This window comes from Pradoshia sp. D12, assembly GCF_008935075.1.
Classification (GTDB): domain Bacteria; phylum Bacillota; class Bacilli; order Bacillales; family Pradoshiaceae; genus Pradoshia.
In genome coordinates this window covers 2,472,965-2,498,111 of the sequence record NZ_CP044545.1, presented here as the reverse complement: position 1 = coordinate 2,498,111, position 25,147 = coordinate 2,472,965, and the positions used below count along the sequence as shown (strand labels likewise).

The 25,147-nt window shown below is 38.9% G+C and carries 26 protein-coding genes and 1 pseudogene; 23 read left to right on the top strand and 4 right to left on the bottom strand.

From position 1 onward, the window contains the following. Positions 1–4: 4 nt before the first annotated feature. The 12 genes from F7984_RS12035 (at position 5) to F7984_RS11980 (ending at position 11,599) form a co-directional block, all read left to right on the top strand. Positions 5–775, top strand: coding sequence for a 2-keto-4-pentenoate hydratase (locus F7984_RS12035; RefSeq protein ID WP_140461633.1), 771 nt, complete (start codon positions 5–7; stop codon positions 773–775). A gap of 9 nt (positions 776–784) precedes the next feature. After that, the gene (locus F7984_RS12030; RefSeq protein ID WP_140461632.1) at positions 785–1,672 is read left to right on the top strand and encodes an acetaldehyde dehydrogenase (acetylating); all 888 of its coding nucleotides are present in this window, start codon (positions 785–787) and stop codon (positions 1,670–1,672) included. Beyond that, complete coding sequence (gene dmpG, locus F7984_RS12025; RefSeq protein ID WP_139891665.1) at positions 1,669–2,670, top strand: 4-hydroxy-2-oxovalerate aldolase; 1,002 nt, start codon at positions 1,669–1,671, stop codon at positions 2,668–2,670. Before F7984_RS12030 ends, dmpG begins: the two co-directional genes overlap by 4 nt. Positions 2,671–2,986: 316 nt before the next feature. After that, positions 2,987–3,940 (top strand): SMP-30/gluconolactonase/LRE family protein, encoded by a 954-nt coding sequence (locus tag F7984_RS12020; RefSeq protein WP_139891667.1) that lies wholly within the window; start codon positions 2,987–2,989, stop codon positions 3,938–3,940. 141 nt (positions 3,941–4,081) lie between these two features. Further along, a complete protein-coding gene (locus tag F7984_RS12015; protein WP_140461631.1) occupies positions 4,082–5,032 on the top strand; it encodes a VOC family protein in 951 nt (316 codons plus the stop codon). 24 nt (positions 5,033–5,056) lie between these two features. Further along, positions 5,057–5,842: an FAD synthetase family protein gene (locus F7984_RS12010; RefSeq protein WP_140461630.1), complete on the top strand. Its 786-nt coding sequence runs from the start codon at positions 5,057–5,059 to the stop codon at positions 5,840–5,842. Between the two features lie 14 nt (positions 5,843–5,856). Next, a complete protein-coding gene (locus F7984_RS12005; protein WP_225983586.1) occupies positions 5,857–6,750 on the top strand; it encodes an isocitrate lyase/PEP mutase family protein in 894 nt (297 codons plus the stop codon). After that, positions 6,747–8,162: an FAD-binding protein gene (locus F7984_RS12000; RefSeq protein WP_140461629.1), complete on the top strand. Its 1,416-nt coding sequence runs from the start codon at positions 6,747–6,749 to the stop codon at positions 8,160–8,162. Before F7984_RS12005 ends, F7984_RS12000 begins: the two co-directional genes overlap by 4 nt. A gap of 15 nt (positions 8,163–8,177) precedes the next feature. Then, positions 8,178–8,912 (top strand): SDR family NAD(P)-dependent oxidoreductase, encoded by a 735-nt coding sequence (locus F7984_RS11995; RefSeq protein ID WP_139891675.1) that lies wholly within the window; start codon positions 8,178–8,180, stop codon positions 8,910–8,912. 20 nt (positions 8,913–8,932) lie between these two features. After that, positions 8,933–9,376: a GlcG/HbpS family heme-binding protein gene (locus F7984_RS11990; RefSeq protein WP_139891677.1), complete on the top strand. Its 444-nt coding sequence runs from the start codon at positions 8,933–8,935 to the stop codon at positions 9,374–9,376. Positions 9,377–9,380: 4 nt separating this feature from the next. Further along, a complete protein-coding gene (locus F7984_RS11985) occupies positions 9,381–10,757 on the top strand; it encodes an FAD-dependent oxidoreductase (RefSeq protein ID WP_140461628.1) in 1,377 nt (458 codons plus the stop codon). Then, entirely contained in the window at positions 10,754–11,599 is an 846-nt protein-coding gene (locus tag F7984_RS11980) for an aspartate/glutamate racemase family protein (RefSeq protein WP_140461627.1), read from the top strand. Before F7984_RS11985 ends, F7984_RS11980 begins: the two co-directional genes overlap by 4 nt. Positions 11,600–11,678: 79 nt before the next feature. On the opposite strand, the gene F7984_RS11975 is transcribed toward F7984_RS11980, so the two are convergent. Beyond that, entirely contained in the window at positions 11,679–12,017 is a 339-nt protein-coding gene (locus F7984_RS11975) for a heme oxygenase (RefSeq protein WP_140461626.1), read from the bottom strand. Between the two features lie 724 nt (positions 12,018–12,741). Between F7984_RS11975 and F7984_RS11970 the strand changes: the two genes are divergently transcribed. From F7984_RS11970 to F7984_RS11955, 4 genes are all read left to right on the top strand, one after another. Then, positions 12,742–14,001, top strand: a complete 1,260-nt coding sequence (locus tag F7984_RS11970) for a Y-family DNA polymerase (RefSeq protein WP_140461625.1) — start codon at positions 12,742–12,744, stop codon at positions 13,999–14,001. Between the two features lie 28 nt (positions 14,002–14,029). After that, entirely contained in the window at positions 14,030–14,368 is a 339-nt protein-coding gene (locus F7984_RS11965; RefSeq protein WP_066107721.1) for a YolD-like family protein, read from the top strand. A gap of 241 nt (positions 14,369–14,609) precedes the next feature. Next, entirely contained in the window at positions 14,610–14,822 is a 213-nt protein-coding gene (locus tag F7984_RS11960; RefSeq protein ID WP_140461624.1) for a hypothetical protein, read from the top strand. A 144-nt stretch (positions 14,823–14,966) separates the two neighbouring features. Then, on the top strand, positions 14,967–15,287 hold the full coding sequence (locus F7984_RS11955) for an iron-sulfur cluster biosynthesis family protein (RefSeq protein WP_066107713.1): 321 nt from the start codon (positions 14,967–14,969) through the stop codon (positions 15,285–15,287). A gap of 83 nt (positions 15,288–15,370) precedes the next feature. On the opposite strand, the gene F7984_RS11950 is transcribed toward F7984_RS11955, so the two are convergent. Further along, positions 15,371–16,387 (bottom strand): glycosyltransferase family protein, encoded by a 1,017-nt coding sequence (locus tag F7984_RS11950; RefSeq protein ID WP_140461623.1) that lies wholly within the window; start codon positions 16,385–16,387, stop codon positions 15,371–15,373. Between the two features lie 60 nt (positions 16,388–16,447). Here F7984_RS11950 and F7984_RS11945 point away from each other — a divergent pair. The 4 genes and pseudogenes from F7984_RS11945 to F7984_RS11930 all read left to right on the top strand — a co-directional run bounded on the left by F7984_RS11945 (position 16,448) and on the right by F7984_RS11930 (position 19,346). Then, positions 16,448–16,968 (top strand): annotated as a pseudogene (locus tag F7984_RS11945) (DUF2199 domain-containing protein). 243 nt (positions 16,969–17,211) lie between these two features. After that, positions 17,212–18,015 (top strand): hypothetical protein, encoded by an 804-nt coding sequence (locus tag F7984_RS11940; protein ID WP_140461622.1) that lies wholly within the window; start codon positions 17,212–17,214, stop codon positions 18,013–18,015. 445 nt (positions 18,016–18,460) lie between these two features. Continuing rightward, on the top strand, positions 18,461–18,949 hold the full coding sequence (locus F7984_RS11935) for a WapI family immunity protein (protein ID WP_140461621.1): 489 nt from the start codon (positions 18,461–18,463) through the stop codon (positions 18,947–18,949). A 118-nt stretch (positions 18,950–19,067) separates the two neighbouring features. Further along, positions 19,068–19,346, top strand: coding sequence for a DUF3784 domain-containing protein (locus tag F7984_RS11930; RefSeq protein ID WP_151675523.1), 279 nt, complete (start codon positions 19,068–19,070; stop codon positions 19,344–19,346). Between the two features lie 111 nt (positions 19,347–19,457). Here the strand turns inward: F7984_RS11930 and F7984_RS11925 are convergent, their stop codons facing one another. Together F7984_RS11925 and F7984_RS11920 are read right to left on the bottom strand one after the other, a co-directional pair. Continuing rightward, positions 19,458–20,381, bottom strand: coding sequence for an alpha/beta hydrolase (locus F7984_RS11925; protein WP_308810535.1), 924 nt, complete (start codon positions 20,379–20,381; stop codon positions 19,458–19,460). 131 nt (positions 20,382–20,512) lie between these two features. Beyond that, positions 20,513–21,148, bottom strand: a complete 636-nt coding sequence (locus tag F7984_RS11920; protein ID WP_139891998.1) for a class I SAM-dependent DNA methyltransferase — start codon at positions 21,146–21,148, stop codon at positions 20,513–20,515. 181 nt (positions 21,149–21,329) lie between these two features. On the opposite strand from F7984_RS11920, the gene F7984_RS11915 reads away from it, so the two are divergent. The 3 genes from F7984_RS11915 to F7984_RS11905 all read left to right on the top strand — a co-directional run bounded on the left by F7984_RS11915 (position 21,330) and on the right by F7984_RS11905 (position 25,137). Next, on the top strand, positions 21,330–21,572 hold the full coding sequence (locus F7984_RS11915; protein ID WP_306821548.1) for a YqkE family protein: 243 nt from the start codon (positions 21,330–21,332) through the stop codon (positions 21,570–21,572). A gap of 237 nt (positions 21,573–21,809) precedes the next feature. Beyond that, the gene (locus tag F7984_RS11910) at positions 21,810–23,507 is read left to right on the top strand and encodes a methyl-accepting chemotaxis protein (protein WP_066107687.1); all 1,698 of its coding nucleotides are present in this window, start codon (positions 21,810–21,812) and stop codon (positions 23,505–23,507) included. 130 nt (positions 23,508–23,637) lie between these two features. Continuing rightward, positions 23,638–25,137 (top strand): aminotransferase class V-fold PLP-dependent enzyme, encoded by a 1,500-nt coding sequence (locus F7984_RS11905; RefSeq protein ID WP_140461619.1) that lies wholly within the window; start codon positions 23,638–23,640, stop codon positions 25,135–25,137. Positions 25,138–25,147: the final 10 nt, after the last annotated feature.

Sequence of the window (25,147 nt, the reverse complement as noted above, 5' to 3'; positions counted from 1 at the left end):
TAAATTGGATATTCAAAAAGCAGCTTTCGATTTACTTGTAGCTGAACGTTTGAAAACACCGATTGAACCTTTTACATCGTCAACCGATCTCTCGGTTGACGATGCTTATCGTATTCAGCTTTTGCAAATTAATGAGAAGTTAAAAGATGCACATTTGGTAGGAATGAAGATTGGTTTAACAAGTAAAGTTATGCAAACGATGTTTAATGTCGATACTCCTGATTTTGGGCATATTTTAAATACGATGGTATTTGAAAATAGACAGACACTTTCGGTTTCTCAATTTATTGAACCGAAAGTTGAATTTGAGCTGGCCTTTGTTTTGAAGGAAGATTTAAAAGGTCCTGATGTGACCAGTGAACAAGTTTTGGCAGCGACTGAGGCAATTGTCCCTGCCATTGAAATCATTGATAGCCGTATTAAGAATTGGCAATTTAAATTTCAGGATACGGTTGCAGATAATGGATCCTCTGCCGGTGCAGTATTGGGGGAAAAACACCCTGTGCCTTCATTGGAGCAATTAGCTAATATTCGAGTTGTCGCCAAGAAGAATGGTGAAGTATTTGATGAAGGTATGAGCAGTGCAGTGATGGGAAATCCGGCCAAAGCGGTGGCCTGGTTGGCCAATATGCTTGCAGACTATGATATTACTTTGAAGGCAGGGCATTTTATTTTAGCCGGTGCGATTACGGCTGCGGTACCATTTGAATCAGGAGATGTCTTTGAAGTGGATTTTGGTTCCTATGGAGAAGTGAAACTATCTTTTACGGAATGAGGTGAGCATATGGAAAAGTTGAAAGTAGGAATCATTGGTTCAGGAAATATCGGGACAGATTTAATGTATAAAATCGAACGATGCGATGCTTTGGAAATGTCAGTTATGGTCGGGATTGATCCTGAATCGGAAGGTTTAAAGCGAGCCCGTGACCGGGGATATGTCACAATTGATAACGGTATTGAGGGTTTATCTGAAAAAATGGAACTGGTCGATATCGTTTTTGATGCAACAAGCGCTTATGCTCACAAGGCAAATTATGAAGCTGTTAAATCAGCGGGAAAGAAAATGATTGATTTAACACCGGCGGCAATTGGACCATACATGGTGCCGCCGGTTAATTTAATGGAACATTTAGATAAGGATAATGTCAATTTGGTAACTTGCGGAGGCCAGGCTACGATACCAATCGTTCATGCAATTGGCCGGATTGTTCCTGTAGAATATGCAGAAATTATAGCAACAGTCGCAAGTAAAAGTGCAGGACCTGGCACACGCGCCAATATTGATGAATTTACAAGGACAACCTCTAAAGCAATAGAAGTTGTCGGAGGAGCTAAGAAAGGTAAAGCAATCATTATATTAAATCCAGCAGAACCGCCGATTATCATGCGCGATACGGTTCATGCCATTGTGGAAGCGTCAGGACAGGAAGCGGAAATTACACAGTCCATTCAAACAATGATTAAAGAAGTTCAACAATATGTACCTGGTTATCGGCTGCGGGGAGAACCTATTTTTGAAGGGAATAAGGTTTCTGTATTCCTCGAAGTAGAGGGTGCAGGAGATTTCTTCCCTTCCTATTCTGGGAATCTGGATATAATGACAGCTGCGGCTGCCCGTGTAGCTAATGAAATGGCGAAGAACATTGTGATGCAGGGAGGTGCTATTTCATGAGAGATATTCACGTATTAGACGTATCCTTACGTGATGGGAGCCATTCAATGAAACATGCTTTCACAGAGCAACAAGTCCGGAATATTGCGAGTGGTCTGGAGCGAGCGAATATTGAATATTTCGAAGTGGCACATGGAGATGGACTAGGTGGTTCAAGTCTGCAATATGGTCTATCTGCGGTTGATGAACTGAAATTAATAGAAGCTGCGGTAGAAGAATGCACCAATGCAAAAGTGGCTGTGTTACTCATTCCGGGAATTGGGATTAAAGATGACCTGAAAGAGGCGGTAAAAGCAGGTGCTAAAATGGCAAGAATTGCGACACATGTAACGGAAGCTGATATTGGAGCGCAACATATAGCCATGAGCCGTGAATTAGGTTTGAAAACGGTTGGTTTTTTAATGATGGCCCATATGGCACCGACAGATGTTATCGTGAAGCAGGCTCAATTATTTGAGAGCTATGGAGCTGAGATCGTATATGTGACCGATTCGGCAGGAAATATGTTACCTCATCAGGTGACAGAGCGGATCCGTGCATTGAAAGAAAATGTCGGAATTGAAATTGGTTTCCATGCACATAACAATCTATCTCTGGCTATGGCTAATTCATTAGCCGCGATTGAAGCAGGTGCCACGTATATCGACGGCTCACTACGTGCACTTGGGGCGGGCAGCGGCAATACACAAACAGAAGTCCTGGTAGCTGTTTTGCAAAGACTTGGTATTCAAACGGGTGTTGATTTATATAACATAATCGATGTTGCCAATAAGATGGTTGCGCCCATCCTGCCAAGACCGCAAGAAATCTCAGGTTCCAGCCTTATTATGGGCTATGCGGGAGTTTACTCAAGCTTCTTATTACATACAGAAAAAGCTGCCCGACAATTTGGAGTGGACGAACGAGAGATTTTAATAGAATTGGGTGAACGCAAAACGGTTGGGGGACAAGAGGATCTTATTTATGAAGTTGCCCAGCAATTAATGTTAGCTAAATAGATCTATAGCAATCTCTAAGAGAAAAGAAGGAAGATTAATTAGCGATCTTTCTTCTTTTTTCAAATTCTATCGATTTTTTGAATCATGAATGGTAGTTCCGCTAAGAATTTTACCATTTGTAAGATTAATTGGCAGATAAGGTTTCAGGTGGTAGGGGAAATACTTTACTGGTTTTTAGATTATGGTGATGATGGCTTCTGTAAGGCACGGACATCCGAGTAAATGGATTTCATGCAGTTAAATTTTAATGAGGGATGGTGAATAGAAGAACTTCGATTAAATTGACACACTATCCATAAACGTAGGTGATGAAAATATGAAAAAATGTGGACAGTATCGTGCCAAATTTGGTAAAGGCCCCATTTGGCACGAAGCGTATGGAATTATGTGGCTGGATATCGCTTCTAAACGAATTATTACGTATAATCCCGCAACTGAACAAGAGAATGTATATGATGCTTTAGGCTGGATTAAGGCGATCATTCCATTAAAGGATGGAAGATTTATTGGTATATATAAAGACGGTTTATATCATTTAAACTTTAAACAGGGAATTAAGTCTCCTTTTGTTATACAGGAATCATGGAATAATATGTGTTATTTAAATGATGGAAAGTGTGGACCTGATGGACAAATTTGGGTTGGTTCATCGGATGGCTTTTTTAAAAGCTTTAAAGAATCACCTCATACTGCCTTTTCGCAATATCCTTTTTCGAATTCAAAATTATATTGTATAAATACGTTCGGTAATGTTTCAGTACAAGTGGATGGAATCACGCTATCTAATGGATTAGATTGGGACAGGAAAACAAATAAATTTTATCATATTGATTCGTCGAAATACTCTATTTACCAATATCAACTTATGGAAAACGATCAGATTCAATTTGAAAAAATTGTGTATACATTTGAGATGGATGAAGGGTTTCCTGCTGGCATGGCAGTAGATGGAGAGGGAAACTTGTGGGTTTCCCTTTTTAAAGGTGGAATTGTGGCATCCATTTCAAAAAAGCCGACTCGTATTGTTTGTATCAATCCGAGGAAGATGCAGGTTATTAAGGAAATTGTGATTCCCTTATCCCATATATCTTCGTGTACGATTGGCGGAGAGAAAATGGATACCTTATTTGTTACCACGGCCTATGAACCACTTTCTGAAGAAAAAGTGAAGCAGGAACCGTTTGCGGGTTATTTATTACAAATGAAGATTGAATCTATCGGTGTAGCAAACTATGAATTTGCACTGAATAATGAAAATAGTAAGAGATAAAATTCGGTATATTTTTATGGAAAATCAATTAGTTTTAAGAAAAATGCTGTGTAGCTATCCGTATTGTTGTTTTGTAAGATTAAAACGAAGTAAGCGGAAGGCTCAGATAAATAGAATTGTAGCAAGGAGGTCATGGAGAAGATGAAGCCGGAAATTGCAAAGCTTGGGCATGTTGCACTTGTGACAAGTGATTTAGAGAAGTCATTATTCTTTTTTAAAGAAGTCATTGGTTTGGAAGAAACAGAAGAAGTAGATGGTGTCCATTATTTACGCGCGTACAGTGATTTTCAACATCATACATTAAGTGTCGAAGCTGGTGACAGCGGTTACATTAAGCGGATCGGCTGGCGTACAAAAACACCTCAATGTCTGCAGGGATTTAAACAGCTGCTGGCAGATCAAGAGGTTGAAGTAACAGAATATCCAAAAGGGACAACAGTAGGTATTGGAGAGTCCATACGTTTTAAAATGCCAAGTGGCCATACTTTTGAATTGTATTATGATGTTGAAAAGCCAAAGGCACTCAATGGGCATGCTTCCGTTTTGAAAAATCAAGTTTATAAGTCATGGAGGAAAGGGATCTCTCCACGTCGTTTTGATCATGTTAATATACACACATCTACTGATGCTGATCAATCTTATGACTTTTTAATCGATGTCTTAGGATTCAATATGAGAGAGTATATGCGTGGGGATGAGGGGATTTTGGCAGGATGGTTAAGTGTTACCGCATTGGTACATGATGTTGCCTTATTAAAGAAAGACACGTTACCAACCCCTGCACGCCTACACCATATTTCATACTGGTTGGATGATTCGCAGGATATTTTACGTGCAGCTGATATTTTAAAAGAAAACGGAATGACGTTTATCGGTCCTGGAAAACATGGTGCATCACAAGCAATTTACTTATATGTCATGGACCCGGGCAGTGGCTGCCGGGTGGAACTGTTTTCCGGCAGTTATTTAATTTTTGAACCAGACTGGGAGCCGGTTGAATGGACATTGGAAGAACGCTCATTATGTAACACATATTGGGGAGATACCGTCCAGGATAAAGAGCTTAACAATATTACTATCGAAGCGCGGTAATACCTAAAAAGGCAGGGGAGGAATATGAAAACGATTATTGTCAACGAGAAAAATCTATCCATAGTGCAGGAGAATAGTCAGCAGAATGTCATGGCTTTAGGATTTTTTGATGGAGTTCATAGAGGTCATCAAAAAGTAATTATGCGTGCTAAAGAAATAGCAAATGAGAAAGATTGTTCTCTTGCCGTAATGAGTTTCTTTCCACACCCCAAAACGGTGTTTTCAAACCAGGAAGTTGATTATTTAATGCCAATGGAACAAAAGGCAGAGCGGCTAAAAGAGTTGGGTGTAGATATTTTTTATATTACTGAGTTCACGAAGGACTTTGCTGCTCTTTCACCAGAAACATTTGTACAAGAATATTTAGTGAAGATGCAAGTGAAACATGCTGTGGCTGGCTTTGATTACACCTATGGTAAAAGGGGAGCTGGCACCATTCATACGATTGCCCCGCACAGTCAGTTTAAGATTGGTATTGAAGTTGTTGAAAAGTTTGAGATGTATGGCTCAAAGGTGAGTTCAACCAACATCCGGGAACTTCTTCAAAATGGTCAGATCGACACCGTCACAAAGTTACTGGGCAAGCCTTATCAAGTCAAATACTCCTTTAAAGAAGGCGTTGCGCCGTACTATACACTTCCTGAAAAAGGTCTGTATTATGTAAGCATTATTTTTGAAGTAAGAATGGTTTCGCAAACAATTTATGTACAGGATTGCCACACTATACTTTTTAATCGAGAATTCTCCAATCAAGATTGTACAATCATTTTTCATCAGCGAGTAACCAAGCATGAACAAGTAATTAGTTAAGGGATTGAACTGATATGATATCAAAAACAAAACAGTTTCAACATTTATTAAATGGTTCTGAAACATTTATTTTGCCAGGTGCTTATGATGCGATGACTGCCCGATTAGTCGAAGAAGCTGGATTTGGAGCTATATATGCGACAGGTGCAGGAATATCAAATGCCCAGCTAGGTTGGGCCGATGTTGGTTTAACCACGTTAACAGAAATTGCACAGGTAGTTGCCTGGATGGCTGATGTAACAACTGTTCCTCTTGTAGTGGATGCAGATACGGGGTTTGGCAATGCCATTAACATGCAAAGAACGGTCAGAATATTGGAGCGTGCCGGTGCGGCAGCCATTCAGATCGAGGATCAGGTGATGCCCAAAAAATGTGGTCATTTTAATGGAAAAGAAGTGATCTCTAAAGAGGAGATGATAGGAAAAATAAAAGCAGCCCTTGATGCTCGGGCCGATGAAGACTTTGCGATTATCGCGCGTACAGATGCACTGGCGGTCCATGGGATTGAAGAAGCGGTTGACCGAGCGAATGCGTATAAGGAAGCTGGTGCACATGCCATATTTGTTGAGGCACCAACTGCCATCGATCAGATAGCATCCATTCCAAAGTTAGTGCCGGATATTCCTTTAATATTAAACTTGGTGGAAGGCGGTAAAACACCTCTTATTTCAAAAGAAGAAGCCCAGGCAATGGGATATAAAATTGTGCTTTGTGCCAATACAGTGTTACGAGGTGCCATTAAAGGGGCAATGGATGCACTGCGAGTGTTGCAGCAGGACCAATCACAAGAAAATATTCATGACTATATATGCTCATGGAAAACAAGACAGGAGTTATTTAAATTACATGAAATAAATGAATTGGAAGTAAAATATTCTGAATCTTTAAAAAGTGGTGATTCCAGATGACTGAAGTAGATTACGATTTAATTATTGTTGGTTGTGGTGCAGCCGGAACAGCCACGGCTTTGGCGGCTGCTGAAAAGGCTAAAGAATCAGGAGAAAATATGTCAATTGCTATTCTCGAACGTGCGCCATTTGAAAAACGAGGCGGGAATACACGGTGGACAGCAGCTTATATGCGCATGGAAAACATTGATACACCTGCTCCAAACTTCGTTGAAGACATGTTGAATTTTTCGGATCAAGCGATGGGCCGCGAATATGCAGAGACCTTACAAAGCGAAGCAGGACCGACACTGCGTTGGGTTGAATCAAAAGGGGTGGATTTTGATTTTCTGCCAACCATGTTTTTGACAGCTTCACGTCCGCGTTTACTGCCTGTTGGGGGTGGACGTGCCATCATCGATACCCTAAGTCAGCGTGCCCGTGCTTTGGGAGTAGAAATTATTTATGAAGCAGCAGCCTGGAATTTGTCCCTAAATGATGAAGGAGCTATTAACGGAATCTTCGTACGTTCTGCAGATGGAAGCAGTATGCATTTGAAAACAAATGCTGTTGTTTTGGCTGCTGGTGGATTTCAGGGAAATAAAGAAATGATGGCCCAGTATATAGGCCATGACGCTCATAAAATACCTCCCGTATCAGAAGGAGGGCTCTTTAATAAAGGTGAAGCTATTCGAATGGCTTTAAATATTGGGGCAGCGGGGAATGGCCAATTTGATTCCTTCCACGCTGAAACGGTTGATCCACGCAGTAAACGTGAGGAAGCCGGAGTCATGTTGTTTCCGTATGCTATTTTAGTAAATCAAAATGGAGAGCGTTTTACGGATGAGGGTGTAACCACCATTGATGAACAATATGAAGAAGTGGCCCGTAAAATCTTCTATACCTGTGAAAATCATATTGCCTATATGATTACAGATCAAAAAATGTATTCGATTCCAAACTATGAAGAAGCACTTCAGACAGATATACCAGCAGTTGTCGCTGATTCTATTGAACAATTGGCCGAAAAACTAAATGTGAATTCAGAGAATCTCGTAAAAACGGTGGAGGAATTTAATAGCGCTTGTCCGGAAGGTGAATTTATCTATAACCGGTTAGATGGATTAGCAACCAATGGATTGACTTTAAATAAATCCAATTGGTCCATTCCTATCAACGAAGGCCCCTATATTGCTTACCCAGTTCATTGCTGCAATGTGTTTACAAATGGCGGATTAGCTACTGATACAGATGGAAGGGTGTTAACGGGAGACGATATTGCTATTCCGGGTTTATATGCAGTTGGTGAAACTTCAGGCGTATACTACGGGAAATATCCGGGTGGTACATCTGTGCTTCGATGTCTGGTATTTGGTCGACGGGCTGGTAAACATGCGGTCTCGTATATTTCCAGTTTCCAAACAACCCGGTAAAAAGGAGATGATTGGGTGGAATTAAAGGGAAAAGTGGCTCTTGTCACAGGTGCAAGCCGTGGAATTGGTAAAGAAACCGTCGCTTTATTGGCTTCTCGTGGCGCGGATATCGCCATCTGTGCACTGGATCAGGAAGAGTGTGAAAAAGTTGCTGATTTTATTCGTACAACCTATTCAGTAAAAGCGATAGCTGTATCTTGTGATGTAGCCAATCAAGAGGAAGTAAAAAAAGCCGTATATGAGGTTAACAAGCAATTGGGACCGATTGATATATTAATTAACAATGCAGGTGCCATGCTGCTAAAGCCATTTACAGAAACGACAACCGCAGAATGGATGAACATGTTTGATGTTAATGTACACGGACCATATTATTTCTGCCGTGAGGTTGTGGACTCGATGAAAAATCGCCAGGAAGGGATTATTATAAATATTTCTTCCATTTGGGGAACAAAAGGCGGTCCCAATCGCAGTGCATATATTTCCTCTAAGCATGCAGTTATTGGTTTTTCAAAGGCATTGGGAGAAGAATTGAAACCTTTTGGCATACGCGTTAATGCAGTTTGCCCCGGTCCGGTAGACTCACAAATGACGGATGCATTGGGGACTAACATTGATAAAACAGGCTGGCTGCAGCCGATTGATATTGCTCATGTTATAGCTGATTTAGCACTGCCAAAAAGCAAAGCTATTACCGCTACTTCGGTTGAGGCTTTTGGTGCCGGAACGCCTGTCGGTATAGCAAAATAAATAATAAAGGGGATAGGATCATGAAAGAATTTACTTATGCTTACACGCAACAAACGATTACATTGGAACTAGCCAAAGCTATGCTTGAAAAAGCAGAGGAAAAGGGAAGAGAACTGGGAATGAAATTTGCGATTTCTATTGTTGATAAAGCAGGTAATTTAAAAGCATTTTCAGCAATGGATGGAGCACCTGTATTGGCATTGGAGATTTCTCAAAACAAGGCATTTTCAGCTGCAGCATACAATCGTGCAACCCATGAGTGGTATGATCGCTTAAAAGATGATCCACCTTTAATGACAGGTTTAGTACATACCAATCGCCTGGTCGTTTTTGGCGGCGGTTATCCAATTCACGTTAATGGTGAGTGTGTAGGCGGAATAGGCGTCAGCGGCGGTCACTATACGCATGATATGCAGCTTTGTGAGGCAGGATTAAGTGTAGTCGAGGCAGTAAAGGAAGTGTAGCTTTTTGAATCAGTTTGATTTGATTATTGTTGGTGCTGGCATGGCAGGTCTTTGTGCAGCTGTTGAGGCATCAGAGCGAGGTGCCAATGCTGTCATTTTCGAAAAGCAGGCAGACATCGGTGGCAGTTCATTGCTTAGCGGTTGTTTTATGGCGTTTGCTGAAACAGAACTTCAAAGTAAGCTTGGCATAAGTGATACTACCGAGAGTTTGATGAATGATTTGTATGTTGTCGGTCAATTTAAAAATGATAAAAATCTGGTTCAGGCATATGGGAAACATCAGCTTTCCACTTATAACTGGTTAGTTTCACATGGAGTAATATTTCAAAATTGTCAGGCCGTAAGTGGCCATTCAAGCCCTCGGGGGCATACGATCATTCCTGATCAGGCCATTCAAACACTGAAAAACCATGCTTTGAATAATGGTGTTTCACTGCATGTTAATAGTCCTGTCGTACGTTTGCTAACTGAGCAACAAAAAGTAGTGGGTGTACTTTATCAACAAAATGGCGAGCAAAAGGAATGCTATACATCTAAAGGGGTCGCTTTAACCGCAGGTGGATTCTCACAAAGTGAAGATTTATTAGGAGCCTTTGCACCACAGCTTGAACACACAATCAGGTTAGGTGGAGAAGGGAACCATGGAGATGGCATTAAATTAGCAGCTTCCGTAGGTGCCTGGTTAGAGGATTTTCCATACTTAAAAGGAACATACGGCTTTCATCCGAGTTCTACTAATCAAAAGAAACGGCAGGCTCATGCCTTTTATAAAGGCGGCATCATTGTGAATGAACAGGGGAAACGATTTGTTAATGAGTCGATTTCCTACAAATTATTGGGTGATGCTGCATTGCAGCAGCCTAATCAACATACATTTCAAGTTTGGGATCAAACGGTTATGGATCAGGGTGTCGAACATGATGCGCTATATGATTTTCAATTATTGTTTAATGAAGGCTTAATTATCCAGGCTGAGACACTTGAGGAATTGGCCGAAAAAACAGGTCTCCCAAGTCAATCTCTTCACCAAACGATTGACTCATATAATAGGCATCTTATTACCAGTGATGACCCATTCGGTCGTAACACATTGACCCATACATTTGGTAAGCCACCCCCGATTCAAACCGGTCCTTTTTACGCAATGGAAACAGTGACTGCTATGCTCGCTACATATGCAGGAGTTCGTGTAAACGAGGATGCAGAAGTTTTAAATCCGTTCGGCGACCCAATTAAAGGATTATATGCAGCCGGAGAAATGGTGGGTGGCTTCCATGGAGCGGGTTATATGACAGGGAGCTCGCTCGGAAAGGCAGCTATTTTTGGACGTATTGCTGCTGAACAAGCCCTTCGAATAAAGGAAGAGGAGGTAGCGCGATGAAAATTTGGCATCAAAGCTTAACTTCCATTGAAGACATACCTGAATATCGTGATGCGGTCATACAGCATGTATCCAAAATTGCTCGACCAGATGTTGATATCGTCTTACATGGAATGACAAAGGAGACTTATCCTGCTCAATACCCGGGGCACTATATTACCTACAACTATCTGCAAAGCCTGCATAAAGAGCAATTTATTCGAAACACATTGATTGCTGAAAGGGCAGGGTATGATGCTGTTTTTATAGCTACCATACCGGATGTCGGCTTGATTGAGGCTCGTTCATTAGTGGACATCCCGGTTATTGGCTACGGCCAGGCATCCATGCATATTGCCTCAATGCTTGGAACAAGAATAGGCATCGTGAATTTTTTAGCTCCACTGGCAGATCAGTTACGTTTTAATGCGAAGCAATATGGTCTTGAACAAAAATTGGGCCCGATTATTCAGGCGGATATTGGATTTTATGATATTTTGGAAGGATTTAAAAATCCTGAGCCGATTTTGGAGAAATTTAAAGCTGCCGCAAAAACAGCTATTGCCGAAGGGGCAGATGTCATTATTCCTGGAGAAGGTCCGATGAATATATTTTTAGCAACCCACGGTATTCATCATATTGAAGATGTCCCGATTATCGATTCATTCGGCTCGGCCATTAAAATGTGTGAATCACTTGTCGATTTGCAGAAAATTAGTGGTATGACGACTACGCGAAAAGGGTATTATCATGCAAAACCACCCGAAGAGATTGTTGAAAAACTGCGTGACTATTATCAGTTGCAAGCTATAACCAAGGAAATGGATTTTGGATTATCCGTGCGTGAGTTTGCTGCTAATTAATACAATTGAGCATGATTATATTGATAGAATATAGCATAAAAGGTCTTTCCTAAGTTTTTGGAAAGACCTTTTGCGTACATTATTTTGTTGGAGCTGCTTCTTTTACAGACGCTACTCTAAATGTAGTTTGTTGGCTTCCTAACATAGGAGAGTCCTGTTTAGCTTCATCCGGTTTGCCTTCCGGACGTTTGTGCGCTTTTTTGAAGGAGTCGCTGTTTTTCCAGGCAAGGAAGCTTTCTTCATCCTCCCAGTACATATTGACGCTTATCTCATCATATTCTGTCAGGCCCTCTGTAAGTAAAACCTCTACTTTAACAAATCCTTTAAATTTATCTAATTCGTTACCGGAAGTGAAACGGCCTGCCATTTTTTCTGCGAAACCTGGTTTGGTTTTAATTTTGTTTTGAACAACAATCATGTGATCATTCTCCTTTTATTTTTATTTTTCTGGAAAATATATCAGATTACTTCTTTGAAAATCACTCTTACACTGCTATTATATATCTTTTTCGAAGATTTTGAATTCATTATGCTTTAGGATTTGCTAATCATGGCTCTATCATATTTTTTCTATATGATTGAAAAGCATTGCATGATGAAATAACCAACATAGTTCGTTCATCCTTCTATATAACCCTTCAAATAGATTAGTAATCAATTTTTCTATTATTTTTTGCAAAAAGATCTTAAATTAAGAGTTTTCGAGACTTACGAGTCAAAATTTGAGTGACTAAATGACTGTATAAGCTAGATTAGTCTAGTAATCCAGCCGATTTTCGCAGGAATTGAGCGGAAATTGATATTAATTGAGCGGAATTCCATATAATCGAGCGGAAATGGAGTGGAATTGAGCGATTTTCGTAATAATTGAACGAAACTCAACATAATTGCTCTAATTTACTTATTTATGAGCGAATTGAAAAGGAGAAAAGTGAAAATAATAGTAGATGAAGCGACTGTTTTTAAAACGTTTTCGTAAATTTTTATGGTGAACTATGTCCGTTGTCTTAAAGTATTTGCACGCTTCCATGCTCTTATACATAAATTGTAAATAATTTTCCATTGAATACGAACGTATATTCGCTTATCATTAAGAATATAATAAAGACGAACATACATTCTATTTAAAAGAAGGTTTTAACATGATTGATTACAGTACTTTACCGCATCATTATGTTATGTGCGTGGATATGAAAAGTTTTTTTGCCAGCTGTTCAGCGGTGATGATGGGACTGGATCCGCTTGAATGTTATTTGGCTGTGGTGAGTGATACGGAACGGAGCGGCAGTGTGGTGCTGGCTTCATCTCCCAAAATGAAGAAAGAGTTTGGCATTAAGACAGGCTCGAGATTGTTTGAGATTCCGGATGATCCGCGCATTATAAAGGTTAATCCTAATATGGCTACGTATTTGCGTATCTCTACTGAAATCAGCCGTTTATTCAATCGATATGTACCTAAAAGCGCAATTCATACGTACAGTGTGGATGAAAGCTTCTTAAAGGTGGATGGGACCACTCGTCTATGGGGAGATATCGTAGAAATTGCTGAAAAAATCCAGGATGAAATTGATCGGGAATTCCAGCTTCCATGCGCGATTGGAATCGGTCCGAATATGCTGCTTGCTAAGCTGTGTCTTGATTTGGAGGCCAAGAAAAAAGGAATCTCCCAATGGACCTATGAGGATGTACCAGAAAAATTATGGCCCTTATCCCCCTTGAGCGAAATGTGGGGAATCGGAAAGCCGATGGAAAAGAAACTGAATGGAATGGGGATTTTTTCAATCGGTCAATTGGCGCGTTATGATCTGGAGACGCTTGAAAAGAAGTTTGGCATTATGGGCAATCAATTGTACCACCATGCTTGGGGTGTTGATTTATCGGATATCGGTGCTCCGATTATGGAAGGACAAATCAGCTTTGGAAAAGGCCAGGTATTACTGCGTGATTATAAAAAGCCTGAGGAAATCAAGCATGTCATTCTGGAAATGAGTGAGGAAGTAGCAAGAAGAACACGTGCAAGCGGGATGGCGGGCAGAACCGTCAGCTTGGGAATTTATTATAGCCAGGATGAATTTGGAGGCGGATTTCATCGCTCTATGACAAGAGAAACGCCGACCAATATTACGATGGATATTTATGAAATGTGTTTAACCTTGTTTGAACGGTTTTATACAGGCAAAACAGTTAGGAAAATTTCTATTACACTTTCGAATGTTATCCCCGATCGAGAGATGCAAATCAGTCTATTTGACCAGGATAGCTGGCGCAAACGCGAACTTGGCTTTGTGATGGATCGAATGCGTAAAAAATTTGGATCGAATGCGATTTTACGTGCCGTGTCGTATACAGAGGCAGGAACGGCCAAGCATCGAAGTACGTTGGTTGGAGGACATAGAGCATAACAGACAAGTGAAATGGAGGCTGCAGGGAATGATTCGAGATCGCGGAAAAATAAAATGGACATCAATGATGCTGCCTGAACACGTAACAATGCTTAGAGCATGGGCACATGAGGACAGCTATGAAACAAGGAATGAGCTTGATGAACAGCAAGTGGAAGCGATGAATACGATAATTATGGAGGCTTTGGAATATGGGAAGCCTGTGATGATCCGCTATTACCGTACAGCCAGTCGCCGGTACGGTACGGTGGAAGGACATATTCATTATTGCAATGAACAGGCTCAAAAGCTTCATATCGTTGATGAGGACGGAGATGTTTGTTTTGTATTTTATCAGGAAATTATGGACGTACAATTGAAAAATTGATGGCCTGCAATTTGCTATAAGCTTATGCATATGTTGGTTATGGCTCTTCTTTTTTGTTCTAAATAAACTTTACTACCCAATTTTGAGGACATGAAAACGCAAATATTAGACAAAATTCCACAAAAAGTTTACTATGTATATAGACCTAGAAGTAAGAAATATACAGATAATGAATTTTTAACATCGATTTCAGTTCTGATAACTTTGCCATGGGATATCAAAACAAAAGGGGTAAAGAAAAATGGAAAAAGAAAAATATAGCACGATTTATCAAGCACCTTATGGATTAGTTATAGGAGAGTTAAAAAAAGAAATGACTAAAGAAGATGCTGTAGCATTAGGGCAGAAATATTGCGAAGAGAACGGTTTCAGTTATAAAGGTACGTATACTGGCGATGAAGCAGTGGCGGCTTTACAAAGTTTAATACAAAAACATACAAGAGCAGTTCATTAAGCTGAACGTTCATTTTTAAGACATAGAGGCAGTGTTCATTGAATGCTGCTTTTTTTATTTTGGATTTAGCTTATTAATAGGTTTGCCGGTTGAGTGAAATAGGGAACCTATGAGATAAATAGAGAGAAAGCATGGTGGACAGCGATGGAAATTACATGGACAGACGCAGCATTAGAAAAGGTAAAAGACAAGCTGACAGATCAAGAAGGCGTATTTTGTTTGAAGTATGAAACAGAAGGCTGTGGCTGCGTAGTAAGCGGTGTAACCAATTTATATTTTGTTAAAGAAACTACTTCTCAAGAAGTAAAATGGGAAACCAATGCCTATCCTGTATGGTTAAATAAATATCATGAAATCTTTTTAGATGAAAAGCTTATTATTGATTATTCCAGCAGTACAAATAGCTATCAGCTGAAAAGCCCTAATCAGTATTTAAATCCAATGATGAATGTCATCTTTCAATAGGCTCTATAAGGAGAAAATTCAAAAGGTTCAGTCAGAAATTTTGACTGAACCTTTTTTTAAACGAAAGCAAAGGGAAATCCCACTCATTTTTTTGTATAAAACACCTTAGAAATAAGCAGCCCAATTACGCCAAGTATGATGAATAATATTGCTTTCCAAACTACATCTATACCTGATAGGTCGTAGAAAGTAACTTTTAATAGCGTAATAAACAGGAATATTAAGCCGATGTTTTTCCAAACTTTTTCTTTAAAGTAACTAAATAACCCGTATGTTACTCCAACGATAATGATCCAAGATAATGACAAACCGATATTCTTAATCATTAAAGAAGAATCATCTGTGAAATAGTATGCCATTTTGCTTATAAATATGATCAGTAATACTTCTATTATATAGGGTAAAGTAGATTTCATTATATTTCTGTCGATGATTTTTGTTATTGTTTCTTTTATATAGAGAACAAAGAAGAAGCTGATTATGATCATCCATACAACAACAGTTTCTAGTGATAGCATGTATCCCGGCTTGTCGAATAATTGTACCAATACGGATAAGAGCAGTATTATGCTAGCTATTGTCCCTAATATACTCTTCCTTATTTGAGCAAAATAGTAAACTAGTACGGCTTGCATGGTAAAGAGGATTAATTTTGATGATGGATCAATCACTATATCGTTTAGCAGTATAAATATGTAGAACATCGAAATAACAAAGAAAATGTTTTTTAGTTCAGTGTGACTTTTATTTTTCACGTAACTAAGCAAAGAGTATACGATGGCCATTATTGAATAGAACGTGTATTGGTAGCTTGGTGTTTGATCAAACACATCAACTCCGATTAAGAGCATGAATAATGAACCGATCGTGATAGCTGGAATATACATATTTTTAACAAATATGTTGTTTGTTTTAAATGTTAAATAAATGATAAAGAAATGCTGAATAGCGATTGTGAGGAACGTTAAGGTTGAAATTTCCCCACTGCCTACTAATCCAAAAAATAATACAGTGAACATAAATGCATAGTTTGCCACATTCCAAGTGATTTTATATTGCCCTCTAAGAGATTCTAGTATTAATCCATATATAAAAACCAATTAAGGTTTTAATCCGGGGAGATAAAGTTAATCGAAAACGATTTTATGGGGGATATTTAAATGAGTAAATATAATGAAGGTTATTTATGTGGCTGCTGTGGAAAGTTCCACGATGAGCTCCCTATGAGCTATAGTAGCCCTGTTCCTGACTATTGCTACGATATACCGTTAGAAGAACAAGAAGAACGGATTGAAATGAATGAAGATTTGTGCATAGTGAACGATGAACATTTCTTTATACGTGGATGTATAGAAATTCCTGTGAAAGACGGAGATGGACCGTTTATTTGGGATGTCTGGGTTTCATTGAGTGAAACAAATTTTAATAAAACAATTGAATATTGGGCTGTGGAAGGAAGAGAAGATAAACTAGAACCGATGTTTGGTTGGTTATCAACTGATATTTCTTGTTACCCCAATACAGTAAATTTAAAAATAAATGTACACACTCGACCACTTGGAATCCCCCCTTACATAGAGATGGAACCAACTAACCATCCCTTAGCTAACAAAGAAAAGGTGTAACAATGGAACGTATAAAGCAGGTTGCTGAAGAATTATATAATGAAGAGGAACAATAATACCTCATTCTAATTCAGCTGACGGAGGCATTGATTCAAGAAGGTCAATGCCTTTTTATAATGGGCTTATAATTGGATTGGTAAAGATCAACGAAGTATCAAACAAATAGGGCGTAATAAAAGAACTCATAAGATAGGATATCAAAGGAGATTCTAAATAATAGAATTGCTTTTTTCGACATGGACAAATTTTCAGAGCTAGTATTTACCAAAATGGTAATTATATTTAAGGAGATGTGATAAATGCTTGGTATTTTACTTTTGATTTTGGGCTTGGCGGCGTATCTATATTTTAAGCGTCAAAAAGAAAGCCCAGTAAATCGAAATCAACAAACGACGCGTGAGGCTGAACCAATAAAACAAGAAACTATACAGACCGTTATGCCGCCAAAAAATGAGACTGCACAAGACGCTGAAATCTTAAAACAAGAGCAAGCGCCCGTTGTATCTATTGAACCTGTTGAACAATCAAGCCCGGTTGAAAAGCTGGAAAAAGAAACCGTTACCGTTACATTTTCAGATGGAACAACTAAGGAATATAACCTTAACTTAACACTTAATGACAGCCATATTTGCTTGTTATCTGACGGCGGGAAAACGTATCATAAACACGTTAATTGTTTTAAGAACTGGCCTGCCGAATATCAAGAAAATTTTAAAGGATGGAAAGCAATAGCAACAGATGAAGCAGAAAAAATGGGCTACAGAAAATGCAAATATTGTAATGAAGCTGATAGAACAGAATGGGACTATTACAAGGACACTAAACCCCTTAAAACTTTCACTGTCACTCATAGGGATGAATTTGCTATTACAGAGATTTATAACGTAGGTAATGAAGTAAATACGGGCTATGATTTTGAAAAGGACAAAGACACGTTAGAAATAGACTATGAAGAAATTTGTTATATGCCAAAAAGCGCAAGAGATTTCTTTGATGAGAATTACGGCGATTATAAAATGTTTGTATTAGATGTGTATGAAAATGACAATGGAAAAGTGAAGCTTAAGATTGGAATATTTGAGGAATTAGGGAAAAATAATTGATGATAAAGTATAAAACCGCCTAATGGATAGGCGGTTTTATTATATGTAAGGCGAGGGTATCCTTAACGGGTTCTGTTGTGTAATACAAAAATGAACCTATTTCTAAGGTAAAGAAGTATAGTTATTAATTTTAGATATACATCGAGCTTCTAAAGTGTTAGATAAGAACAGCCCATATCTCTTATGGTTAAGTAATGTCGATATTTTGATTTTTACATATGTTTAATTAACTAAGGGGGGGCAGTAATACGAAAAGTAAGGGATATGATATAGAACTTTAGTAGAATATGAAAAATCAGAAGAAGTTTTTAATTTCTATACCAATAGATTAGATGAAAAGGGAAGATAGATAGTGGAGAGTTGCATTAAAACGAACTGGAGCATAGATCTAGGGAGGATTAATGTTCTTTTCTGTTGAACACTTAAGGAAGAAATGGAATTCGCAATGGTTATTATTGAACATGAGCTTTCTGGGAAACGAGTTGAAACTATGAATGGTTTTACTGTTAAAGGCAATCAAGGCTTTATCCGAATTGAATCACAAAATATAAGTGGTTTTCCTGAAGATACAAGTCATTTTGGTGGTTATAATGCTGTGGGCATCGTTGAAATTAAGAGCGGAAACTATTATGTCTTAGGTGAATTGTGGTTTACGACTGGGGATATATATAAGTTTTATAAGCAATTAGATAAGTACTATCGTGAACTTAAAGGAATGGCTACTTTTTGGAATTACGAAACTTCTCTTAAATTAGAGGTTGTATTCAATCAAATGGGGCAAGTTGTTTTACAAGGTTACTTTAAGGAAAAAGCACATATGGAAAATGAATTACACTTTGAAATGGAATGTGACCAAACTTTTTTATCCTCAACATTAGAGGACTTGAGATCATTTGTTGACCATTACGGAAATACAAATGGAATAAAAAAGTAAGTTCTTATCTTACTTAGGGCATTGTTCTAATATCAGGAGCTGTGTAGGGGCAGGTTAGCGAAAGAAATAATTATTATAAGATATATAATACAAATGCCGTATAAAAGGAGGAGAAATGATGGAGCTTTTTGTTGGTCTTATCACTGCAGGGTTTCATTTTTTGCTTGCTTATATCATTTGGGGAAAGGGGAAAGTTCATATTTTTGCAGGATATGTGGAAGGTCAGGTTAAAGATAAAAAGAAACTTTCAAAGTATGCGGGCATATTATTTATTGGCCTGGGCATTATATCTGTTTTTTTTCCTTTGGTTCCGGACAGTTTTTTCTATTACGTATTTGCATTATATATTTTATGGCTTTTGATTGGTATTGTTGTTATCAATGTCAAAATAAAATAGAACATATCCTTGGTCAACCTTATAATACGAATGGGGTTTAGTTGAATAACGAGTTAAATGAACAATAGCAAAAATAATCCTTACGAAAACAGCCATTAAAAAAGTGCCACCCTAGAAGAAAGGGGGCACATGTGCTTTAAGAAAAGAATCGATTACTTTTTCATAAGCTTCAGGATTCGTATTATAGGATTGGGCATGTTGGCCTTTTTCGGCTAGGTATAGCTGTTTCGGTCCTTTTTTGTGTTCATATAATTCCTCGCTCATGGTTGAGGGAATATACGCATCCTCTAAACTATGGATAAAAAGAACAGGGCTTTTAATATTCTCTACTGCCTTTAAAGGAGAAACCTCTCTAAATGAATAGCCATCTCTCCGTTTAAGCCACCAATCCCCGAAGGGAAGAACCATCCATTTTGGAAGACGAAAGTCTTTTTTTAGGCGGTAAGCTATTTGCTCGGAGAATTCGGAGAATGGACAATCCGCTATGTAAAAATCAGCTCCATCCTCAACGGTGCCGGCATATAGTAACAGGGTGACCGCACCCATTGATTCACCGTGGATACCAAGCAAAATATCATGACCCTTTTGAGCCTTTAATTCATCAACAATAGCGGCAAGATCATCTTTTTCATAATATCCGTAGCTGCTTGTTTTTCCTTCCGAATCACCATGGCGGCGATGATCATAAATGACGGTGTTAAATCCTTTTTTTGCAAATAAATTGACATAGCGAATCGAATTCCATTTATTTTCAGTGATTCCGTGCGCAATGATCATCCATTTTTTTGATTCCTTATGTGGTTCTGCAAATATAGCATGAATCCGGTATCCATGTTTGGATTGAATCCATTTCTCCTCCTGAGGCAGTTTTTGAAAGGAAGCAGTGTCAAAACGGCCTGCCTCGATTTCACGTTTCCGAACGACCTCAACATCTTTTCGTTTCATATACATCAGCATGTTAGAGAAGAATACGCCAATTCCGATTATGTATGCAATCATGACACCGAAGATAAAATACCATCTTTTCTTTTTCAAATGAAACCCTCCGAAAAACACATTATCATCCTTTAGTTTACCATTCTGCAGAGAAAACAAACATTGAAATAATAGGCAGATTCACAAACGAAAAACCCTATATTGCTATAGGGATAGATGCTAGTGTTTAATTATTGTTTAGTGGCATGCATGAGCCAGACAAATGTATTTAGCTGCTCAAATGTTACATGAAATTGATGCTTTTCCAGGATTGATTTCAAGTAAGGGATCGTCGTGTAATATTCAGTTCGTAAATCCTCTGCTAATCGATCGAAATTGTTGCGCTCAGCGTTATCAATGACCGCCTGCTGATCCTCTTTCGTTAAAAACATCGTATCCGCAAAAACGATTTTTCCGCCTGGTGTTAGAAGATTGGAGTATAGAGCAAAAGCTTTCTCTTTTTCCTCATCGGTTAAATGGTGAAAGGCATAGGTGCTTACAAATGTGTCGACTCCATTTTCAACCGGAAAGTGAAAGAAATCACCGTCTACAATTGATAAGGATCCGAGCTTTTTCTTTGCCTTTTTTCTCATTTCTGTGGAAGGCTCAATTCCGAGAACTTGGTTTCCTTTTTCCAGTAGCCGTGCAGTCAAATTCCCTGTTCCGACTCCGAATTCGATTACAGAGCCTTCCGCATGGGATGCAACTGTTTCTAGGATTTGTTCATAATGTAAAAAAACATCGGTATATTGGTCATCAGAACCGGATACCGTTTCATCATAATTAGCAGCCCATTCATCAAATAGCTGGTCAAATTCTCTGCCCATCATACCCCTCCTTTAGTTCCTAATAAATCATATCATATTTATATGAATAATATGGTATAAAGTTACAATTTTTGCCTTAAATAGGAAAAAGGAAATAGAGGCTATTAAAAAGTATTAAAACCATACCTGACTTAATTTGACTGACCCATTATAATAGAAAGAAAAAAGGAGCTAATATCCGATGATGAAACATAAACCATCCAAGAAAAACGATGATGGCTCAATTAGCTTGGGAGATCTGCTAAATCAAGATATTTTGAGCCAATTGCAGAATAAAAAAGGTGAATTAAAGGAAGAAGAGCAACGTCGAATACAGCAAATGGAAAAACAAAAGCGTGAGGAACGAAAACGCCGCGAGAAAAATAAAAGCTTTGAAGAGCTATTAAATGAGAGCAATCTGAACTGGAAGCAGTTTAAGGGATAAAGGAAGGGACCACCCTAAATGTAATGCACTCTTAAAAGGAAGTTGAACACTACCTTTTCGAGGCACTGCAAAGCAGGGTGGTCTTTTTATTTGTATAAGTAAATAGTTCTAACCACTATTTACCATTATTTCTGCAAAAAATTATAGGTTTCTCCACAAAATGGTTACATATTACGCAGAACTGGCCGATATAGATAACGGGAAGATATATCGGGAATTTTTGGAGGAATTTTAGAGATGAATATCAGGCGAAAAATTGTTATCACTTTTATCAGCGTTACTGTTTTAAGTTTAATAGTAGCTGCTGTTCTCGCTTACAATCTGTATTCGAATGAAAAGCGCATTCAGGAAATAAATAAGAGTTCCTTAGAGATTGTACTACTAACAGATCAAATGAAAGTCAATGTTATTCAGGTGCAGCAGGTATTCAAAGGAATCAGTGCTACGAAAGGCTCGGACACGATTGATACTTATTCGTTGGCTGATACGTATGCAGAAGAATTTAAGAATCATGCCGAGGATTTAAAAAAACTGGGTGTATCATCCGGAAAATTGGATTCATTAGCAGATTCCTTTACCGAGTTTTATCAATCCGGGCAGCTAATGGCTGAGAGTTTCACAGAAAAGGGGATAGAAGCTGGTAATGAGCCTAAGGTGATCTTTACTCAATTTGAACAAACTATGGAACAGCAGCTTGGTGACTTACAGAAACAGGCTGTTGATGGAATTCATAAGGATATAAATCAATTGACAGAGCAGACGAGAAAGGCCTTAACGACTGCGTTAACGGTTTTTGTTATGAACCTAGCGATCGGTTACACCATGGTTTATAGAGTGACACGTCCGGTTACTCGGGGAATAGAGAAGTTATCTAAACAAGTCATGTTGATTGCCAAGGGAAATTTAACAGAACCAATTGTTGCAGAAACAAAGGATGAAATCGGCACACTTGCGAGTGGAATGGAACAAATGCGTACAGAGCTTGTGTACTTAATAGGTGCCATCAAGGAATCATCTGATAAAATCCATGCCAATACCGTTAAGATGGCAGAGGGTACTCAGCAAACCGGTGTGGCTGCTGATCAAATTGCCACCACTGTTTCGTATATCGCATCTGGAATTGATACTCAATCACATAAAGCTAACCATATCTTTGAGACAATGGTGAATATTACAAAACAGGTTGAAACAGGGACTTATTTTACAAAAGAAACATTGGGCAATGCAGAGGAATCATCACTTATAGCAAGGGATGGACAAGTGATGATTCTCGAAGGACTGCAGGTATTAGTAGCACTTGGTGACGATATTGCTCATGCCAACGAACAAGTGAAGCATTTAGGCGAACGAGCAAATGAAATTGAAAATATAATTCGGTTTATTACAGATATTTCGGCCCAAACGAACCTATTGGCTCTGAATGCAGCTATTGAAGCCGCAAGAGCGGGGGAGCAAGGGAGAGGCTTTGCAGTAGTGGCAGATGAAGTACGTAAGCTGGCCGAACAGACAAATAAAGCTACTGAAGAGATCAAGGATTTAATTAATAAAATTCAAAAAGACACATTTAACACGATGAACGTTATGGAAAATAATTTAAATCAGTTCCGTACTCAGGTTGAAACAGTGATGGAAGGCAGCAGTACACTGACAATCATAAATGAAAAGGTTGGGTATACAAAGAATCATTTAGAGAAATTAACTGAGTCCTTTCAAATGATTAATGAAGATGTTAAAAGAGTTGAGGGCATGATTGAAGAGACATCCACAACCATTCAGGAATCAGCGGCTTCTGCTGAAGAAGTTTCTGCATCCGCAGAGGAACAGAATGCGATGGTAAAAGAGACAGCAGAATATGCTAATGGACTTGCTCAAATTACAAATGAACTTATTGCTCTGACAGGGAAATTTAAAACTGAGAAATCAATGGAAGAATAATGGAAGGCCCTCATCACTGAAAAGTGATAGGGCTTTTTTGTAAGAAAGTACTATTTTCTCCACGGCAATAACCAATAGGCTTTTTATTCATATACTGTTACTGACTTATGCAGATAGAAGGTGAACAGGATTGCTGAGGGCAAGAATTGGAAATCATCAGCGAGAATGGTTTGGAGAGCTGGAGCAATATTTCCATGATTTTCGCAAATACATTATAGGAAATGACAAAACGTTTTCAACCCCATACGGAGAAAAGCCGATTATATATGCGGACTGGACAGCAAGCGGAAGATTATATAAACCGATAGAGGATAAAATCACGAAGGAATTTGGACCGTTTATGGCAAATACCCATACGGAATCAAACCAAACCGGCTCATTCATGACGAATGCGTATCATCATGCAAAGAAAATCATAAAAGAGCATGTAAACGCTGGTCCGGATGATGCGATTCTTCTTGATGGCTTTGGAATGACGTCGGTCATTAACAAATTTCAACGTATACTTGGCTTGCGCATACCAGAAAAATGGGAATCGAGGCTTGAACTAAAGCCTGAGGAAAGACCGGTTGTATTTATTACCCATCGGGAACATCATTCCAACCATACCTCCTGGCTTGAGACGATTTCCGATGTAGTTATCGTGGAACCTGATCAAAAAGGGAATGTCAGTCCGGAGCAATTAGAACGGCAGTTACAATCGTATTCAAACAGACCGTTGAAAATCGGTGCTTTTACCGCATGCTCCAATGTAACCGGACTCATTACTCCATATCATGAACTGGCAAGCGTGATGCATAAGCACGGTGGTATCTGTGTGATAGACTTTGCTGCATGCGCTCCATATGTAAATATCAATATGCATCCCGAGAATCCTGCAGAACAGCTGGATGCGATTTGTTTTTCTCCGCATAAATTCCTGGGCGGACCCGGTACGAGTGGTGTTTTAATTTTTAATAAAAATTTGTATCACAACCACATACCTGATCATCCTGGCGGCGGCACTGTCAATTGGACGGATCCGTGGGGAAACAAAAGCTATTATGAGGATATTGAAACGAGGGAGGACGGTGGAACACCAGGAATCCTGCAATGCATTCGAACAGCATTATGTATAAGGCTAAAGGAGGAAATGGGGGTAGACAATATGTTGGCAAGAGAGAAAGAATTGCTTTCCATCCTTCTTCCGGGATTGTTATCCATACCTGAAATTAAGGTTCTCGAACCAGAGAAAGAAGAACGATTGGGTATTATTTCATTTATGATTCCGGGGGTACACTATAATCTGATTGTTAAACTATTAAATGACCGGTTTGGAATTCAGGTACGGGGCGGATGTTCCTGTGCGGGAACGTATGGGCATTATTTATTGGGAATCTCCAAGGAGAGTTCCCAACAAATCATGGAATTGGTTGATCAGGGCAATTTAGAGGTTAAACCTGGATGGATTCGATTTTCCATTCATCCAACCATGACGAATGCGGAAGCCTACCAATTTATTTCAGCCATGAAATGGATTGTTGACCATTTCGAAGAGTGCCAGCAGGATTATGTGTATGATTCAAAAACGAATGATTATTTTTATTGTGATTACCAACGGGAAGATTTCGACTGGTTATTCTATGTATAGGATAAAAATA

What these genes read in the sequence shown, in the direction of transcription:
- F7984_RS12030 (WP_140461632.1), top strand. Translation starts at nt 785, where the DNA reads ATGGAAAAGTTGAAAGTAGGAATCATTGGTTCAGGAAATATCGGGACA.
- dmpG (WP_139891665.1), top strand. Translation starts at nt 1,669, where the DNA reads ATGAGAGATATTCACGTATTAGACGTATCCTTACGTGATGGGAGCCAT.
- F7984_RS12020 (WP_139891667.1), top strand. Translation starts at nt 2,987, where the DNA reads ATGAAAAAATGTGGACAGTATCGTGCCAAATTTGGTAAAGGCCCCATT.
- F7984_RS12015 (WP_140461631.1), top strand. Translation starts at nt 4,082, where the DNA reads ATGAAGCCGGAAATTGCAAAGCTTGGGCATGTTGCACTTGTGACAAGT.
- F7984_RS12010 (WP_140461630.1), top strand. Translation starts at nt 5,057, where the DNA reads ATGAAAACGATTATTGTCAACGAGAAAAATCTATCCATAGTGCAGGAG.
- F7984_RS12005 (WP_225983586.1), top strand. Translation starts at nt 5,857, where the DNA reads ATGATATCAAAAACAAAACAGTTTCAACATTTATTAAATGGTTCTGAA.
- F7984_RS12000 (WP_140461629.1), top strand. Translation starts at nt 6,747, where the DNA reads ATGACTGAAGTAGATTACGATTTAATTATTGTTGGTTGTGGTGCAGCC.
- F7984_RS11990 (WP_139891677.1), top strand. Translation starts at nt 8,933, where the DNA reads ATGAAAGAATTTACTTATGCTTACACGCAACAAACGATTACATTGGAA.
- F7984_RS11980 (WP_140461627.1), top strand. Translation starts at nt 10,754, where the DNA reads ATGAAAATTTGGCATCAAAGCTTAACTTCCATTGAAGACATACCTGAA.
- F7984_RS11975 (WP_140461626.1), bottom strand. Translation starts at nt 12,017, where the DNA reads ATGATTGTTGTTCAAAACAAAATTAAAACCAAACCAGGTTTCGCAGAA.
- F7984_RS11970 (WP_140461625.1), top strand. Translation starts at nt 12,742, where the DNA reads ATGATTGATTACAGTACTTTACCGCATCATTATGTTATGTGCGTGGAT.
- F7984_RS11965 (WP_066107721.1), top strand. Translation starts at nt 14,030, where the DNA reads ATGATTCGAGATCGCGGAAAAATAAAATGGACATCAATGATGCTGCCT.
- F7984_RS11960 (WP_140461624.1), top strand. Translation starts at nt 14,610, where the DNA reads ATGGAAAAAGAAAAATATAGCACGATTTATCAAGCACCTTATGGATTA.
- F7984_RS11955 (WP_066107713.1), top strand. Translation starts at nt 14,967, where the DNA reads ATGGAAATTACATGGACAGACGCAGCATTAGAAAAGGTAAAAGACAAG.
- F7984_RS11940 (WP_140461622.1), top strand. Translation starts at nt 17,212, where the DNA reads ATGCTTGGTATTTTACTTTTGATTTTGGGCTTGGCGGCGTATCTATAT.
- F7984_RS11935 (WP_140461621.1), top strand. Translation starts at nt 18,461, where the DNA reads ATGGTTATTATTGAACATGAGCTTTCTGGGAAACGAGTTGAAACTATG.
- F7984_RS11930 (WP_151675523.1), top strand. Translation starts at nt 19,068, where the DNA reads ATGGAGCTTTTTGTTGGTCTTATCACTGCAGGGTTTCATTTTTTGCTT.
- F7984_RS11920 (WP_139891998.1), bottom strand. Translation starts at nt 21,148, where the DNA reads ATGGGCAGAGAATTTGACCAGCTATTTGATGAATGGGCTGCTAATTAT.
- F7984_RS11915 (WP_306821548.1), top strand. Translation starts at nt 21,330, where the DNA reads ATGATGAAACATAAACCATCCAAGAAAAACGATGATGGCTCAATTAGC.
- F7984_RS11910 (WP_066107687.1), top strand. Translation starts at nt 21,810, where the DNA reads ATGAATATCAGGCGAAAAATTGTTATCACTTTTATCAGCGTTACTGTT.